The following is a 16864-nucleotide window of genomic DNA, read 5'->3' on the forward strand; positions in this document are numbered from 1 at the left end:
CTACCCAATCCCGCCAAGTTTCTTGGCATCGCGGAACACGTCATCGAGCATCGCCGGAGTCAACCTACCCGTGAACATGTTCTGTTGGCTCGGGTGGTAGCACCCGAGCAACTGCACACCCGACCCCAGCTCAGCCACGACACCGTGGCCGAAGCGGGGTCTGGGAGCACCCAGCGACCCAGGCAATCCCAGCGCGATCTTCCACGCAAATCCGCCCAGCGCAACGATCACGCGGACGTCGTCGGACACCAGCCGCCATTCGGCGTCGAGCCAGGGCGCGCAGGTCATTCGTTCGGCCGGCGTCGGGGCATTGGCCGGGGGTGCGCAGCGCACCGGTGCGACGATGCGGATCCGTTCGGCCCGCAAGCCGTCGGCGGCGTCGACGCTGGTCGGTTGGCTGACCAGGCCGGCGCGGTGCAACGCCGCGTACAGCTGGTCACCGGACCGGTCACCGGTGAACATCCGCCCGGTCCGGTTGGCGCCGTGAGCGGCAGGCGCCAGGCCCACGATCAACAGCCATGGCCGCTCCGATCCCCAGCCCGGCACCGGGCGTCCCCAATACGGTTGGTCGGCGAAGGCGCGCCGTTTGGCCACCGCGACCTCTTCACGCCAGGTCACCAGTCGTGGGCAGGCCCGGCACACACTTATCGCAGCGTCGAGTTCGGCGATCGAGCCCGCCCGGCCGGCCAGTTCGGCGACACGCGCCGCCTCGGCCGCGACCGGGGTCTGCGATGACGCCGGATCCCCCGGCCAGCCGGTGCCGGGACGAACCGGCGACCCGAACGGCTGGCCCGTCCTCGGATGGGTAAGCACACGATCATCCTGCATGGCGCCATCGGTCGCCGCGATAATTCGGTGGCTCCGATGGTGGATCGCCGCTAGATTCAGCCGCGATATCCATGAGAAACAGCAGCCGAGGCCCGGCATTCCTGATCCTTTTCGCCACCTTGGCGGCCTGCGCCGGCAATGGCATTTCGATAGTCGCGTTCCCGTGGCTGGTGCTCGAGCGCGAAGGCAGCGCGGGGCAGGCGTCCATCGTGGCCGGAGCGATCACCCTGCCGCTGCTGTTCTCCACGTTGGTCGCCGGCACCGCCGTCGATTACTTCGGACGCCGGCCGGTATCCATGGTTTCCGACGCCCTGTCCGGGTCGGCCGTGGCCATCGTTCCGTTGATCGCGTGGGCGTTTGGCGACGACGCGGTCAGCGTCGCGGTGCTGGCAGCGCTGGGCGCCTGCTCGGCCACCTTCGATCCGGCCGGGATCACCGCCCGGCAGTCGATGCTGCCCGAGGCCGCCGCCCGTGCGGGGTGGTCGCTGGATCGAATCAACAGCAGCTACGAGGCGATCCTCAACCTCGCGTTTGTCGTGGGCCCCGGGATCGGCGGCCTGATGATCGCCACCGTCGGCGGGATTACCACGATGTGGATCACCGCCGGGGCATTCGGGTTGTCCCTCCTCGCCATTGGCGCGTTGCGGCTCGAGGGAGCGGGCAGACCGCACCACGAGACACGACCCGACGGGCTGGTTTCCGGCGTCACGCAGGGACTGCGTTTTGTGTGGAACCTGCGGGTGTTGCGGGCGCTGGCGTTGATCGACCTCACCGTGACGGCGCTGTATCTGCCGATGGAAAGCGTGCTGTTCCCGACGTACTTCAGCGACCGCCAACAGCCCGCGCAGCTGGGTTCGGTCCTGGTGGCGCTGTCGCTGGGCAGCCTGGTCGGCGCGCTGGGCTACGGGATGCTGTCGAACTACGTGTCGCGGCGCACGATCATGCTGACCGCGGTGCTGACCCTGGGTGCCGCGACAACCGGCATCGCGCTGCTGCCCCCGTTACCGGTCATCCTGGTGTTGTGCGCACTGATCGGCGTGGTCTATGGCCCCATCCAACCGATCTACAACTACGTGATGCAGACCCGGGCGCCGCACTATCTCCGTGGCCGGGTGGTCGGCGTGATGACGTCGCTGGCTTATGCCGCCGGCCCGTTGGGCTTGCTGCTGGCGGGTCCGGTGGCGGACGCGGCCGGGCTGAAGGTGGCTTTCTTCGCCTTGGCACTGCCCATCGCCATCACCGGGCTGATGTGTATCCGACTGCCGTCGCTGCGCGAATTGGATCACGCGCCCACCCAGGACATCAGCGAGACATCGCTGCTGTAGCCGCGCTCGCTGACCCCGCGGGCCGCAGGCCCCGTAGGATCGGGCCGTGAGTGCCTCGTGAATGCGGATGTGCTGGCCAGCCTGATCGCCGGCTTGCCCGACGGCATGGTGGTCACCGATCCCAACGTCACCGAGGGCTACCGACAGGACCGTGCCCTTGACCCGTCGGCGGGCAAGCCGCTGGCCGTGGTCCGGCCACGATGCACCGAAGAAGTGCAGACCATCCTGCGGTGGGCCGGCGCGAACCGCGTTGCCGTGGTGACCCGCGGAGCCGGTTCCGGATTGTCGGGCGGGGCCACCGCCCTGGACGGCGGAATCGTGCTGTCCACCGAGAAGATGCGCGATATCACGATCGACCCGGTCACCCGCATCGCGGTCTGTCAGCCCGGCCTGTTCAACGCCGAGGTGAAGAAGGCCGCCGCCGAACACGGACTGTGGTATCCGCCGGATCCGTCGTCGTTCGAAATCTGCAGCATCGGGGGCAACATCGCCACCAATGCGGGCGGATTGTGCTGTGTGAAGTACGGCGTCACCACTGACTACGTGCTGGGCATGCAGGTCGTGCTCGCCGATGGCACCGCGGTGCGGTTGGGCGGTCCGCGGCTCAAGGATGTCGCCGGGCTGAGCCTGACAAAACTGTTCGTCGGCAGCGAGGGCACCCTGGGCGTCATCACGGAGGTGACGCTGCGCCTGCTTCCCGCGCAAAACGCGGCCGCCGTCGTGGTGGCCAGCTTCGCGTCGGTGGAATCCGCGGTGGACGCGGTGCTCGGTGTTTCCGCGCGGATTCGTCCCTCGATGCTCGAATTCATGGATTCGGTGGCGATCAACGCGGTGGAGGACACGCTGCGCATGGACCTGGATCGCGGTGCCGCGGCGATGCTGGTGGCCAGCTCCGACGAGCGCGGACAGGCCGGCCGCGACGATGCCGAACTGATGGCCGCGGTATTTGCCGAACATGGTGCAACAGAAGTGTTTTCCACCACCGACCCCGACGAGGGTGAGGCGTTCGTCGCGGCCCGCCGCTTCTGCATCCCGGCGGTAGAGGCCAAGGGATCCCTGTTGCTCGAAGATGTCGGCGTGCCGCTACCCAATCTGGGCAAGCTGGTCACCGGAATCGCCCGGATCGCGCAGGAGCGCGACCTGATGATCTCGGTGATCGCGCATGCGGGTGACGGCAATACGCACCCCTTGCTCGTCTACGACCCCTCCGACGCCGCCATGGCCGAGCGCGCACAGCTCGCCTACGGCGAAATCATGGATCTTGCCGTAGGCCTGGGCGGAACGATCACGGGCGAACACGGCGTGGGCCGGTTGAAGCGGCCGTGGCTGGAAGGCTATCTCGGGCCCGATGTGATGGACCTCAACCGCCGCATCAAACAGGCGTTGGACCCCCTGGACATCCTCAACCCCGGTAGCGGGATCTAGATCTCTGCGTTCTCCGCTCGGCGCTCGACGCGGTGCGGGCGCTCGACACGGGTGCGGCATCGAGTGTGCCGTCACGGCCTTGAGTGTGCGCTCAGGTCGGGAATCTCGGGCAGGTTGCGCCCGGACTGCACGGTGGAAGCCAAGGATGCACACCGGCTATGCGCAGGTGTTGACATCTATACAACTCTGTCGTACCAATAAGACATGTCAGTGGATGTGTCTCACCGCGCGCCTGTTGCGTTCCAGTTGGCCACCGCCGCAACCTGGCCGGATCCCTGGCCGATGTACCGGGCGCTGCGAGACCAGGATCCGGTGCACCACGTCATCCCGACCCACCAGCCCGACCAGGACTACTACGTGCTGTCGCGCCACGCCGACGTGTGGGCAGCGGCCCGCGACCACCAGACCTTCTCCTCGGCGCAGGGCTTGACCGTCAACTATGGCGATCTGGAAATGATTGGGCTGCAAGATAACCCGCCCATGGTCATGCAGGATCCACCAGCCCATACCGAGTTCCGGAAGTTGGTGTCACGCGGTTTCACCCCGCGCCAGGTCGAAGCGGTGGAGCCCAAGGTGCGCGATTTCGTCGTCGAGCGAATCGAGCGGCTGCGCGCCCAGGGGGGCGGCGACATCGTCACCGACCTGTTCAAGCCCTTGCCGTCGATGGTGGTCGCACACTATCTCGGGGTACCCGAACAGGACCGGGCACAGTTCGATGGGTGGACCCAGGCCATCGTCGCGGCCAACACCGCCGAGGGCGGCATCGCGGGCGCGTTGGCCACGGTCGGCGATGCGGTCGGGTCGATGATGGCCTACTTCACCTCGCTGATCGAGCGCCGCCGCGCCAAACCCGAGGACGACACGATTTCTCACCTGGTTGCCGCCGGAGTCGGCGCGGACGGCGACATCGCGGGCACGCTGTCGATCCTGGCGTTCACATTCACCATGGTCACCGGCGGCAATGACACCGTTACCGGAATGCTCGGCGGCTCCATGCCCCTGCTCCACCGGCGACCCGACCAACGCCGGCTTCTGACCGACAATCCAGAGCTCATCACCGATGCGGTCGAGGAACTGCTGCGGCTCACCTCGCCGGTGCAGGGCCTGGCCCGCACCGTCACCCACGACGTGACGATCGGGAATGTCACCATCCCCGCCGGTCGCCGAGCGCTGCTGCTCTACGGTTCGGCCAACCGGGATGAGCGCCAATACGGTCCTGATGCCGGCGAACTCGATGTACGGCGCTGCCCGCGCAACATCCTGACGTTCAGCCATGGCGCGCACCACTGCCTGGGCGCGGCCGCGGCCCGGATGCAGTCCCGGGTCGCGCTGACCGAACTATTGGCGCGCTGCCCGGACTTCGAGGTCGACGAGTCACGCATCGTGTGGTCCGGCGGCAGCTACGTCCGGCGCCCGCTGTCGCTGCCGTTTGAAGTGAGGTCTTGATGGGCCGAACCGACTGGCTGGCAGCGCACCGCAGCGAGGTCGCCGCCGACCGGATACTCGACGCCGCCGAGCGGCTCTATACCGAGCACGACCCGGCTTCGATCGGGATGAACGAAATCGCCAGGGCGGCAGGCTGTTCCCGGGCCACCCTGTATCGATACTTCGAGAGTCGTGAGGCGCTCAGAACCGCCTACGTGCACCGCGAGACGCTCCGGCTGGGGCACGAGATCATGCAGCAGATCGGCGACATCGATGATCCACGCGATCAGCTGATCACCAGCATCACCGCCACCTTGCGAATGGTCCGCCAGCGGCCGGCCCTGGCGGCGTGGTTCGCCTCCACCCGACCACCGATCGGCGGTGAGTTGGCCGGACAATCCGAGGTGATCGCGGGACTGGCCGCCGCATTCCTGCAGTCTTTGGGCCCCGAAGCCCCCGCCGCGGTGGAGCGCCGGGCTCGTTGGACCGTGCGGGTGATCGTCTCGCTGTTGATGTTCCCCGGCCAGGACGAAGCCGACGAGCGGGCGATGCTCGAGGAATTCGTCGCTCCGGTTGTAACACCGTTTCCCACCCGCCGCTAGGCCACAAACGCCCATGATCTGGGCATGCCCCCGGTGGCCGGCGTACGCCTGGGCCGTCCCGACGAGGGAATCGGGGACCGAGTTGTCCATCGGGTGACAGTCGGCCAAGTCTCTTGGGCGAGAACAGAGCCGCGCCGCCAGTGGCTGATCGGACTGATCCGCGAAGTGCACGTCGCCTTCCGTGGCACGTGTCGGTCCTGATGACCCAGGCTGGCATCTGCGGCCTGCCTGACCCGGTGCGCCTCAACGGCTGCAGGGATTGGCCACCGCCGATGATCTGGTCAACCGCAAGTTCCACCGGCTTCGGCCAAATGAGTTGTGGGTTAACGACATCACCCAACCCTGCACCTGAGAAGGAGGGCTGTCCTGCTGCGCAGTCCTCAACGCCTTCAGCTGCAACGAAACTCGACCTGTGGGATGGCTGGGAAGTGCCTGATAGCGGCGCTGGGCCGCTGGGAGTGAGGTTATCTTGCCGAAACGCCTGGGGGCGATGAGAACTTGATGGGAGACGGGCGATGGCGTATTTGACGGTATTCCCTGACATGTTGACGGGCGCGGCAGGTGATTTGGTCGATATCGGCTCACAACTGGCGGCGGCGAACACCGCGGCTATTGGCCCTACCACCACGGTGCTGGCTGCTGGTGCTGACGAGGTGTCAGCGGCGATCGCGGCGGTGTTTTCTGGTCATGGGCAGGCCTATCAGGTGCTGAGCGCCCAGGTCGCGGCGTTTCATCAGCGGTTCGTAGAGGCGTTGAACGCTGGAGCGCAGTCCTACGTCGGAGCCGAAGCGGCCAATGCCACGCCACTGCAGACCCTGGAGCAAGACGCACTGGGCATCATCAATGCACCGACTCAGGCTCTGGTGGGCCGCCCGCTCATTGGAAACGGCGCCAATGGCACCGCGGCGAACCCCAACGGCGGTGACGGTGGCCTGTTATATGGCAACGGCGGCAACGGGTTCACGCAGACCGGGAACAACAATGTCGCTGGCGGCAATGGCGGTAATGCCGGGCTGATCGGCAACGGCGGAGCCGGCGGTGGCGGCGGGACGGCCTTCGCTGGCGGCAATGGCGGTCACGGTGGCCTGCTGTACGGCAACGGCGGGGCCGGTGGGATCGGCGGGGACGGGACCGGCAACGGTTTCGGCAGTCTTAGTGGCGGCGGTAACGGCGGCAGTGGCGGCGGCGCTGGACTGTGGGGCGTCGGTGGCGCCGGTGGCAATGGCGGCGCCGGTGGAAGCCCCACAGTCCCCGGGCACGCCGGCGGCAACGGCGGCAACGGCGGCATCGGCGGCGCAGGCGGTGTGTTCGGCAACGGCGGAGCCGGCGGCAACGGCGGTATCGGAGGTACCGGAGGTACCGGAGGTACCGGCGGCAACGGCGGTATCGGCGGCAACGGCGCTGCTGGAGGCGAGGGAGGGTTGTGGGGGGACGGCGGCGTCGGCGGGAATGGTGCGATCGGCGGTAACAGTGGTGGCGGGTTCGGTGTCATGAACGACGGTGGCTCTGGCGGCCATGGCGGCGACGCCCGCCTGTTCGGGAACGGGGGCAACGGCGGGGCAGGCGCGGTCGGGGGTGCCGGCGGCAACGGCGCCGATGGCGGCATCGGCGGTCAGTTCTTTGGCAACGGCGGTGATGGTGGGGCCGGAGGCATTGGCACTGCGGGACTAGCCGGGTCCGGGGGTACGGGTGGCAACGCCGTGGGTCTGGTGGGCAACGGTGGGACCGGAGGGGCCGGAGGCCTTGGTCCCATCGGTGGGGCCGGCGGCAACGGCGGCGGCGGTGGCGTAATTGGCAACGGCGGCAACGGCGGTGCGGGTGGCGCGGCGAGCGCCACTGTGGGAACACCCGCGCCAGGCGTCGGCGGGAATGGCGGTGCAGCAGGGCTTTTCGGAGATGGCGGTAACGGCGGGGCCGGGGCTCCTGGCTTGTCTGGGCTCGGCGGAGCCGGCGGCAGGGGCGGATACCTGATTGGAAGCGGGGGTAACGGCGGTGCCGGTGCCGGTGGCGGGGATGGCGGCTACTTGTCCGGAAATGGCGGCAACGGCGGCGACGGCGTCATTGTTGGAAATGGATCAGCTGGCGGCGCGGGCGGCAACGCACTCGGGTTGTTTGGCCACGGTGGCGCAGGTGGAGCCGGTGGCCATGACGTCACCACCCAGGCGGGTTTGACCGGCGGGAATGGCGGAGTCGGCGGCAAGTTGATCGGGGACGGTGGTCTCGGCGGCGACGGCGGCATTGGTCTGGCCGGTACCGGAGGCAACGGCGGCAACGGTGGTGATGCTGTTGGTGTCATCGGCAACGGTGGGGTGGGCGGGGCCGGCGGAGTCGGTGCTTTCGGCAGCGGTGGCACTGGCGGCAACGGCGGCGCAGGCGGTGCAGTCGGTAACGGCGGTGCTGGTGGCGACGCCGGTAGCAGCGGTAACTTGAGTCCGGCTGGCGGCGGTAAGGGCGGCAACGCAAAACTGGTGGGCAACGGCGGTGATGGCGGAGCTGGCGTCTTTGGCGGGCTCGGCGGCGACGGCGGCACGGGTGGTCAGCTTTTCGGCAATATGGGCTTGAACGGACCCGCGTAGCCTGACAAGACACACCTACGGTCGTTCGTTGGCCGTTGCCCGTCCTTGTCGCATCAGCAGCGCTGGCGCTTGTTGGTCCGCCCGTTTTCCCGAGCTACCAGCCAGAGTTCAATGATCGTGATCATCTGCCTGCGGCCACACCGGTCGACGAAAGCTACGAAGCCGCCGCACGCCACTTCTCACCGAACCGGCTCAATCCCGACATTCTGACGGCCGCAACGATCCGCACCAACACCAGATCACGAAACATGCTGTCGCCCTTGGCTACTGACTCGAATTCCAGAGGCCGATCGCCCTCCCCCACCATGCGCTCGTCTGCGACGACGGGATCTGCAACGCGCCTGCCCCCAGAATGACCGGACACAGTCACCGGCACGGAACAGCCTGTCAACATATTTCGTCCAAATCGCTGACGAACTCACCTAGCGGCGATATCTTGTGACTGATCGGCCACCGTCAGGCGGCCGTCAGAAGTGCAATGTCGTCACGGAGGTGCAAGACGACATGTCAGCGGTATACCGGAAGCCGTTCCCGCTCAGCGCATCTCACATTGCATCTGCGCCCGGGAGCCGGATAGCCGACGATCAGGCAGCCGGAAAATGCGGCCACTCAATTGGGTCCGTACGGTAAGGATTAGCGATGACCTATCCCATGTTTCCTCCGGAAATCAATTCGGCGCTCATCGAGGCCGGCCCGGGATCGGCGCCAATGCTGGGAGCGGCGGCGGCGTGGTGCGGGTTAGCCAGCGAGTTGCGCGCGGCGGCGGAGTCCTTTGCATCGATCACGTCAGACCTGGCCAGCGGGGCATGGCAAGGCCCCGCTGCGACCGCGATGACACAGGCTGCCGCACCGTATGCCGCGTGGCTTTGCACCGCGGCCGCCCAGTCCGAGAGCGCTGCCAGTCAGGCGGGCGCGGTGGCGACGGCATTCGAGGCGGCCCGTACCGCCATAGTGTCCCCGGTCATCATCAACGCCAATCGCGCGCTAACCGCCCTGCTGGCCAATACGAACTTCTTCGGTTTGAACTTTCCCGCGATCGCGGCCGCCGAAGGTCTTTATGAGGAGATGTGGGCCCAGGATGTCGCGGTGATGAGCGGCTACCACGCCACCGTGTCGGAGATATGGTCACAGCTGTCGCAGTGGCCCCCGCTTCAGCAACTGCTGCGCCTGCTGCCCGGTTGCAAAGCGCCGTCTTCGTCGGGCGGTTCCCCGTCGCCGACACCGAACCCCAACCCTGATCCATCACCCACACCTGACCCGACGCCGACACCGACACCTGACCCGACCCCGACACCGACACCTGACCCGACACCGGCACCCACGCCCGAGCCGACCCCAGCGCCCGCACCCGAGCCCGCGCCTGAACCGACACCGGTCGAACCGGCGCCGGTGACGGTGCTACCCACGATGTAGTCGGCAGTGCTTGACGTTGCGCCCGTGATCCGCTGACCCACCAGACCCGCCACTTGATTTCGGGTGAGCTGGCCCGCCGTCGCGATGGGTCTACTCGGACCTGACCCGGGTAAAGCGGTGTAGCACCCAGGCCAGCGGGATCGTGATGACCATGGTGGCGATGAACAGGTTCAGCATGGAGCCGGTGTACACCCGGTACCGGACCACGTAGACCATCGCGAATTCCATCGTCACCAGGTGGACCAGGAAGATCTCATAGGAGATTTCACCGAGCCAGACCATCGGCCGGCTGGCAAGCAGTTGGGAATACCAGCCCTGATCCCCCAGGGCCAATGGCGCTACGGCCAGCGTGGCGATCACGGTATAGAAGCAGGCTTTGACCACGGCTTCGGTCAGCGCCGAGGGCGACGTGGTGGGGGCACCCGCGATCGGCGTGGCGACGATGAAATAGCAGATGGTGGCCAATGGTAGCGCCGCGAGTGCATAGCATTGCACCTTCATCGCCTGTAGGACCGTCAGCAACATGCCGCCCAAGAACCAGGCGAGATAGCTGGGCAACCACAGGCGAGCTCCGTCGGGAAACAACGAAACGGTGTGTATCAGCACCAGCCAGCCCGGGGTGATGGTGGCCATCGCGAGCAACGCACCGACCACCAACTTCGGCTGCCAGCGGCGTCGGCTGATCACCACCAGCAGCAGGTAGGCCAGGAACGGGAGCAATACGTAGAAGGAGGCCTCCACCGCCAGGCTCCACATTTGGGTCAATCCCTGATGCAGGTATGAACCCAGGTACCCGTCGGTGTAGATCTGGGTCAGCGTGAGGTTGCGCACCAACCCCATCCAGCTGTGTCCGGGGTTCGGTCCGGCGATGCGGTAGTGGTAGATCACGTAGGCGATCAGCACGACGACCACATAGGCAGGCATGATGCGGCGCACCCGGTGTGCCGTGTAGCGGCGCAATGAAGGCGGAGGAGCGCCGGTGACCGCGGAGTGCACCCACGGGCGGAACAGCAGGAAGCCGGATAGCACGAAGAAGATCGGCACGCCGATCTCCATCCGGGCCGACACCAGGCCCCAGTAGCCATGGGTGTACTTGCCGGTGGTGTAGGCCGCGTGGGTGGCGACCACCAGCAGTGCGGCGACCGCACGGATTCCGGTCAGCGACGCAACCCGATCCACGTGCGAGATCTGCTCAAGTCCGCCTTGGGCGTCGGTGGCTTCGGGCAGGGTCATCCGAGGCGTTTCCGCCGAGGTTTGCCACCATCGTTGCGGCGCGCCTTGTACGCCTTATCGGCGGGGCGGTCGGGGCGAAGGTTGATCAACACACCCGAAATCCTGGTTTGTTCGAGCTTTTTCAGTGTTTCGCGGGGCAGTTTGACCGGCAGCTCCACCAGCGAGAAATCCGGCCCGATAGTGATGTGGCCGAAGTCGCTGCGGTGCAATCCGCCCTCGTTGGCGATGGCGCCGACGATCGCGCCCGGACCGATTTTGTGCCGTTTGCCAACCGAGATGCGATACGTGCTGAAGGCGCCGCCGCTTCTGCGCCTCTCCGGACGTTCCTTGCGCTCATTGCGGGGATGGCGCTCGCGCTGATCTGGTGGCGGATCGGGCGCCAGCAGGAATTCCTCGCCGTCGCGCGACTGCAATGCCAGCGCCGCAGCGATGTCAGCCATCGGGACGTTGTGCTCGCGCTCGTAGTCCTCGACCAGCCTGCGGAACAACTCGATGCCCGTATTGCTCAGCGCATGGGTGATGGAATCGGCGAACTTCGCCACCCGCTGGGCGTTGACGTCTTCCACGGTGGGCAACTCGGCCTCGGTCAGTGTTTGCCGAGTGGCCTTTTCGATCAGTTTGAGCAGGTGTCGCTCCCGCGGGGAGACAAACAACAATGCCGCACCCGAACGCCCGGCCCGACCGGTGCGCCCAATTCGGTGCACGTAGGACTCGGTGTCGTGCGGGATGTCGTAGTTGAGCACATGCGATATCCGCTCGACGTCCAGCCCGCGCGCGGCCACGTCGGTGGCGACCAGGATGTCGATGCCGCCGTCGCGCAGCGCCGTGATGGTTCGCTCGCGCTGTCCCTGCGGAATATCGCCGTTGATGGCCGCCGCGGAAAACCCTCGTGCCCGCAGCTTCTCGGCAACCTCCTCGGTGGCCTGTTTGGTGCGGACAAACACGATCATCGCCTCAAACGGCTCGACCTCGAGCACCCGGGTAAGCGCATCCATCTTGCGCGGACCGGCCACCTGGATGTACCGCTGCGAAATATTTTCGGCGGTAGCGGTTTTCGCTTCGGATTTGACTTCCAGCGGATCGTGCAGATATCTAGTGGTGATTTTTCGGATTGCCGGCGGCATGGTCGCCGAGAACAATGCGACCTGCTTGTATTCCGGGGTTTCGGACAGGATGCGTTCAACGTCTTCGGCGAAGCCCATGGTGAGCATCTCGTCTGCCTCGTCGAGCACCAAGTAGTCCACCCGGGACAGATCAAGCGTTCGTCGTTCCAGGTGGTCGATGACCCGCCCGGGTGTCCCCACCACAACCTGCGCGCCGCGCCGCAGACCGGCCAGTTGTATGGCATACGACGATCCGCCATAAACCGGAAGCACGTTGAGGCGCGATAGATGGGCGCCGTACCGACTAAACGCCTCAGCCACCTGAAGGGCCAGCTCGCGGGTGGGGGCCAGCACGAGCGCCTGGGTTGCGGTGCTGGTGGTGTCGATTTTGGACAGAATCGGGATCGCGAACGCCGCCGTCTTGCCGGTGCCGGTCTGCGCCAGCCCCACCACGTCGGAACCCGCCATCAGCGCGGGGATGGTAGCGGCCTGAATCCCCGTCGGGGACTCGTAACCGACGTCGGCGATTGCTCGCATGACCGACGGATGAATCTGTAGGTCGGCGAAGGTGGCAGGGGGTACCGCAGGCAGGTTTTCGGGGTTGGCCATCAAGACATGGAGTTTAGTGGGGATCGCAAGCCCGGCGACGCCGGGCGCCGCGGGTCGCCACCAACAATTCCCGTGGGGATCGCAAGCCCGGCGACGCCGGGCGCCGCGGGTCGCCACCAACAATTCCCGTGGGGATCGCAAGCCCGGCGACGCCGGGCGCCGCGGGTCGCCACCAGAAGAGGGTGATCGCGCGGCCACGCCTGCCACACCTGAGGGCCCCGCGACGGTACGGTGCGCGGTGTGAAGTCGCTCCCGTGCCCAGTCGCGCCGCTTACCGGCGCGCTCGCATTGGTTGCCGCGACACTGACCGGTTGCGGCTCGGGAGACTCGATCGTCGCCAAGACCCCAGAAGCCAGAACCACCACCTCAGCCGTCAATTCCAACGAACCGAATGCGGCCGACCCACCCCCGGCGGCCGCCGAGCCCCCGAGCAGCCCCGCGCCGGCCGACCCCTGCGCCGTCAACCTCGCCTCGCCCACCATCGCAAAGGTTGTTTCCGAATTACCCCGCGATCCGCGCAGTGAGCAGCCCTGGAATCCCGAACCGCTGGCGGGCAACTACAACGAGTGTGCCCAGCTGTCGGCGGTAGTCATCAGGGCCAACACCAACGGCGATAATCCGACCACCAGAGCGGTGCTGTTCCACCAGGGCAAATTCATCCCGCAGGGCGTGCCCGATACCTACGGGTTCAACGGGATTGACACCTCGCAGTGCACCGGTGACACGGTTGCGTTGACGTACGCCACCGGCATCAGCGGGTTGGGCAGCGTCGTGAAGTTCCGATGGAATGGCAACGGCGTCGAGCTGATCAGCAATAAGACCGGGTAACCAAACCGGCCGCACCCCTGAGCGCTAAGCCGCCGAGGCCGATGCAGATCGGTCTCGACCGGCCCTCATTAGAGTGGCTGCTGTGTTCGTCGCCGACGACGTCGTCTTCTACAGCGCCTCGGATCTTGCTGCCGCCGCGCGGTGCGAATTCGCGTTCCTGCGCCATTTTGACTCGAAATTGGGCCGGGGTCCCGCCATCTCCGCCGAGGACGATCTGCTGGCGCGCACCACCGAGCTCGGGAATGAACATGAAAGACGCACACTCGACCGGCTGCGCGACCAGTTCGGTGAGATCGCGGTCATCGGCCATCCGGCATACACCCTGGCTGGGCTGACAGCCGCCGCTGAGGCCACCCAACGCGCCATCGCCGACCGCGCGCCCGTGGTGTATCAAGCCGCGATGTTCGACGGCCGCTTCGTCGGGTTTGCCGATTTCCTGATTCGCGACCGCGAACGCTATCGGATCACCGACACCAAGCTGGCGCGCTCACCCAAGGTCACCGCGCTGATGCAGCTGGGGGCCTACGCCGATGCCCTGACCGGCGCGGGTGTACCGGTGGCCCCGGAGGCCGACCTGGAACTTGGGGACGGCACGGTGGTGCATTTCCGGGTCAGCGATCTGATCCCGGTCTACCGGGCCCAGCGTGCCGAGCTGCAGCGGCTGCTCGACGAGCACTACGCCGCGGACACCGCGGTGTGCTGGGACGACCACGGTGTGCGGGCATGTTTCCGCTGTGAGCTCTGCATCAAGGAGCTGCGTCGTCGCGATGATCTGCTGCTGGTCGCGGGGATGCGGGTCAGCCAGCGAGAAAAGCTGCTGGACGCCGGCATCACCACAATCGGCGGGCTGGCAAGCCACACCGGTGCGGTGCCCGAACTCTCAGCGAACGCCCTAGCCAAACTTGCCGCGCAAGCCAAAGTGCAAGTGCGGCAACGCAATACCGGTACACCGCAGTATGAGATCAGCGACCCGCAGCCGTTGGCGCTGCTACCCGAACCAAATCCTGGCGATCTGTTCTTCGACTTTGAGGGCGATCCGCTGTGGACGGCGGACGGCCACGAGTGGGGCCTGGAGTACCTGTTCGGGGTGTTGCAAGCGGGAAAGAAGGGAGCCTTCCGCCCACTGTGGGCGCATGATCGCAGGGACGAACGCAAGGCGCTCACCGACTTTCTGGCTTTGGTGGCCAAACGTCGCAAGCGTCACCCCAACATGCACATCTATCACTACGCGCCGTATGAGAAGACGGCGCTGCTTCGGCTTGCCGGCCGCTACGGAGTCGGCGAGGACGCCATCGATGATCTGCTCCGAAACGGAGTGTTGGTTGACCTATACCCTGTGGTGCGCAAGTGCTTTCGGGTTGGCGCAGAGTCGGTCAGTTTGAAGGCGCTCGAGCCGCTGTACATGGGGGCACAGCTACGTTCCGGCGAGGTCACCACCGCCACTGACTCGATCACTTCCTACGCCCGCTACAGCCAACTGCGTGCCGACGGGCGGTTGGATGAGGCCGCGACCGTGCTCAAGGAGATCGAAGACTACAACCACTATGACTGCCGCTCCACCCGCGAATTGCGGGACTGGCTGCTGATCCGCGCTTGGGAGGCCGGAGTCACACCGATCGGGGTGCAACCCGTTCCTAGGCGGGACGCGATCGAAGACCACGACGAACTGGCGGCAACGTTGTCGGATTTCGCCGGCGACGCAGCGGCCGGCAACCGCACCGCCGAACAGACGGCGGTCGCACTGCTGGCTGCCGCCCGCGGCTATCACCGCCGGGAAGACAAGCCGTTCTGGTGGTCTCACTTCGACCGGCTGAACTATCCCATCGACGAATGGTCGGACAGCACAGACGTTTTCATTGTCGATCACGCCTCGGTCACCGTCACATGGCATACGCCTGCGCGAGCTCGCAAACCACAGCGACGAGTCCGATTGACCGGAGAGCTCGCACGTGGAGATCTCAAGACCAGCGTGTTTGCGCTCTACCAACCCCCGGCTCCGCCCAGCATGACCGCCGACCCCGACCTGCGAGCCGCAGGCCACGCCGAGATTGTGGAACTCGACGATCCGAGTCTGCCCACCGACGTGGTCATCCTTGAACGGACCGGCGCAGACGGCGCGACCTTTCAGCAGCTGCCGTTCGCACTGACCCCCGGGCCACCGGTACCGACCAGGGCGTTGCGCGATTCCATCGAAGCCACCGCCGCGGCCGCGGCCGCTGAGTTACCGCGGCTCCCCCGCACCGCGTTGATCGACGTGCTGCTGCGATGTCCGCCGCGCACCCGCAGCGCGGCGCCACTACCGCGTAGCGGCGATACGGTCGCCGACATCACCGCCGCGGTGCTGGACCTGGATTCGTCCTACCTGGCGGTGCACGGGCCGCCGGGCACCGGCAAAACCCACACCGCCGCGCGGGTGATCGGGCGACTGGTGCAAGAACATTGCTGGCGCGTGGGCGTGGTCGCGCAATCGCACGCCACCGTGGAAAACCTGCTGGACTGCGTGATTGATGCCGGGCTCGACCCGGCACGAATAGCCAAGAAGCGTTACGACCACGGCGCACCCCGCTGGCAGGAGATCGACGGCAACCACTACGCGGCCTTCATCGCCGACCACCCAGGATGCGTCGTCGGCGGTACGTCCTGGGATTTTGCCAACGGCAATCGGGTGCCTCCGGGCAGTCTGGATCTGCTGGTGGTGGATGAAGCCGGCCAGTTCTGCTTGGCCAATACCGTCGCCGTGGCACCGGCGGCGGCGAACTTGTTGCTGCTGGGAGACCCGCAGCAGCTACCGCAGGTCAGTCAGGGTAAACATCCCGAACCCGTCGATGTCTCAGCACTGGAATGGCTGGTTGACGGCCAGCGCACACTACCCGAGGAGCGGGGATACTTCCTGGATCGCTCGTTCCGCATGCATCCCGCGGTCTGCCATGCCGTCTCGATGCTGTCCTACGCGGGCAAGCTGCATTCCCACACCGAGCGCACCACCGCGCGTCGGCTCAGCGCAAGCCCGCCCGGCGTCCACGTGCTTGCCGTCGAGCACCAGGGCAATTCGATCGAGAGCGCCGAGGAAGCCGAGGCGATCCTGGCCCAGATCCAGCGCCTACTCGGCTCGCCCTGGACCGACGAACACGGCACCCGCCCCCTGGCCACCCGCGACCTGCTGGTGCTGGCACCGTACAACGCCCAGGTGGCCCTGATCCGGCAGCGACTGCTGTCCGCCGGCCTGAATGGGGTTCGGGTCGGCACCGTCGACAAGTTCCAGGGCGCGCAGGCCCCCGTCGTGTTCGTCTCGATGACGGCCTCATCTGTGGACGACGTTCCCCGCGGAATCTCGTTTCTGCTCAACAGGAATCGCCTCAACGTCGCCATCAGTCGGGCGCAGTATGCCGCGGTGATCGTGCGCTCCGAGCTGCTGACCCGGTATCTGCCCGGCACACCGGCCGGCCTGGTGGATTTGGGCGCATTTCTGGCGCTGACCGAACCGGGCTGAGAACGCG

Annotated in this window: 11 protein-coding genes and 1 pseudogene; 9 read left to right on the top strand and 3 right to left on the bottom strand. The window is 66.5% G+C overall.

What is annotated here, in order from left to right:
- On the bottom strand, nucleotides 1-828 hold the full coding sequence (locus CCUG20998_RS20760; protein WP_036456188.1) for a uracil-DNA glycosylase: 828 nt from the start codon (nucleotides 826-828) through the stop codon (nucleotides 1-3).
- A gap of 71 nt (nucleotides 829-899) precedes the next feature.
- Between CCUG20998_RS20760 and tap the strand changes: the two genes are divergently transcribed.
- The 7 genes and pseudogenes from tap (at nucleotide 900) to CCUG20998_RS20795 (ending at nucleotide 9594) form a co-directional block, all read left to right on the top strand.
- Nucleotides 900-2153 (top strand): multidrug efflux MFS transporter Tap, encoded by a 1254-nt coding sequence (gene tap, locus CCUG20998_RS20765; RefSeq protein ID WP_012395755.1) that lies wholly within the window; start codon nucleotides 900-902, stop codon nucleotides 2151-2153.
- 57 nt (nucleotides 2154-2210) lie between these two features.
- The gene (locus CCUG20998_RS20770) at nucleotides 2211-3578 is read left to right on the top strand and encodes an FAD-binding oxidoreductase (RefSeq protein ID WP_020729964.1); all 1368 of its coding nucleotides are present in this window, start codon (nucleotides 2211-2213) and stop codon (nucleotides 3576-3578) included.
- Between the two features lie 204 nt (nucleotides 3579-3782).
- Entirely contained in the window at nucleotides 3783-5024 is a 1242-nt protein-coding gene (locus CCUG20998_RS20775) for a cytochrome P450 (protein ID WP_036456186.1), read from the top strand.
- Nucleotides 5024-5605 (top strand): TetR/AcrR family transcriptional regulator, encoded by a 582-nt coding sequence (locus CCUG20998_RS20780; RefSeq protein WP_020729962.1) that lies wholly within the window; start codon nucleotides 5024-5026, stop codon nucleotides 5603-5605. The genes CCUG20998_RS20775 and CCUG20998_RS20780 overlap by 1 nt, the downstream gene beginning before the upstream one ends.
- A gap of 123 nt (nucleotides 5606-5728) precedes the next feature.
- Nucleotides 5729-6026: pseudogene (locus tag CCUG20998_RS20785) on the top strand (IS3-like element ISAar24 family transposase); the annotation flags it as partial.
- 94 nt (nucleotides 6027-6120) lie between these two features.
- Nucleotides 6121-8181, top strand: a complete 2061-nt coding sequence (locus CCUG20998_RS20790; protein WP_020729961.1) for a PE family protein — start codon at nucleotides 6121-6123, stop codon at nucleotides 8179-8181.
- 639 nt (nucleotides 8182-8820) lie between these two features.
- Complete coding sequence (locus tag CCUG20998_RS20795; protein WP_012395760.1) at nucleotides 8821-9594, top strand: PPE family protein; 774 nt, start codon at nucleotides 8821-8823, stop codon at nucleotides 9592-9594.
- A 90-nt stretch (nucleotides 9595-9684) separates the two neighbouring features.
- Here CCUG20998_RS20795 and CCUG20998_RS20800 read toward each other — a convergent pair whose 3' ends face one another.
- The gene (locus CCUG20998_RS20800; protein ID WP_020729960.1) at nucleotides 9685-10827 is read right to left on the bottom strand and encodes an acyltransferase family protein; all 1143 of its coding nucleotides are present in this window, start codon (nucleotides 10825-10827) and stop codon (nucleotides 9685-9687) included.
- The gene (locus tag CCUG20998_RS20805) at nucleotides 10824-12539 is read right to left on the bottom strand and encodes a DEAD/DEAH box helicase (protein WP_036456184.1); all 1716 of its coding nucleotides are present in this window, start codon (nucleotides 12537-12539) and stop codon (nucleotides 10824-10826) included. The genes CCUG20998_RS20800 and CCUG20998_RS20805 overlap by 4 nt, the downstream gene beginning before the upstream one ends.
- A 231-nt stretch (nucleotides 12540-12770) precedes the next feature.
- On the opposite strand from CCUG20998_RS20805, the gene CCUG20998_RS20810 reads away from it, so the two are divergent.
- Both CCUG20998_RS20810 and CCUG20998_RS20815 read left to right on the top strand, forming a co-directional pair.
- The gene (locus CCUG20998_RS20810) at nucleotides 12771-13367 is read left to right on the top strand and encodes an LppP/LprE family lipoprotein (protein ID WP_012395763.1); all 597 of its coding nucleotides are present in this window, start codon (nucleotides 12771-12773) and stop codon (nucleotides 13365-13367) included.
- A gap of 82 nt (nucleotides 13368-13449) precedes the next feature.
- On the top strand, nucleotides 13450-16857 hold the full coding sequence (locus CCUG20998_RS20815; RefSeq protein WP_020729958.1) for a TM0106 family RecB-like putative nuclease: 3408 nt from the start codon (nucleotides 13450-13452) through the stop codon (nucleotides 16855-16857).
- Nucleotides 16858-16864 lie beyond the last annotated feature (7 nt).

Source organism: Mycobacterium marinum (assembly GCF_003391395.1).
Lineage (GTDB): Bacteria > Actinomycetota > Actinomycetes > Mycobacteriales > Mycobacteriaceae > Mycobacterium > Mycobacterium marinum.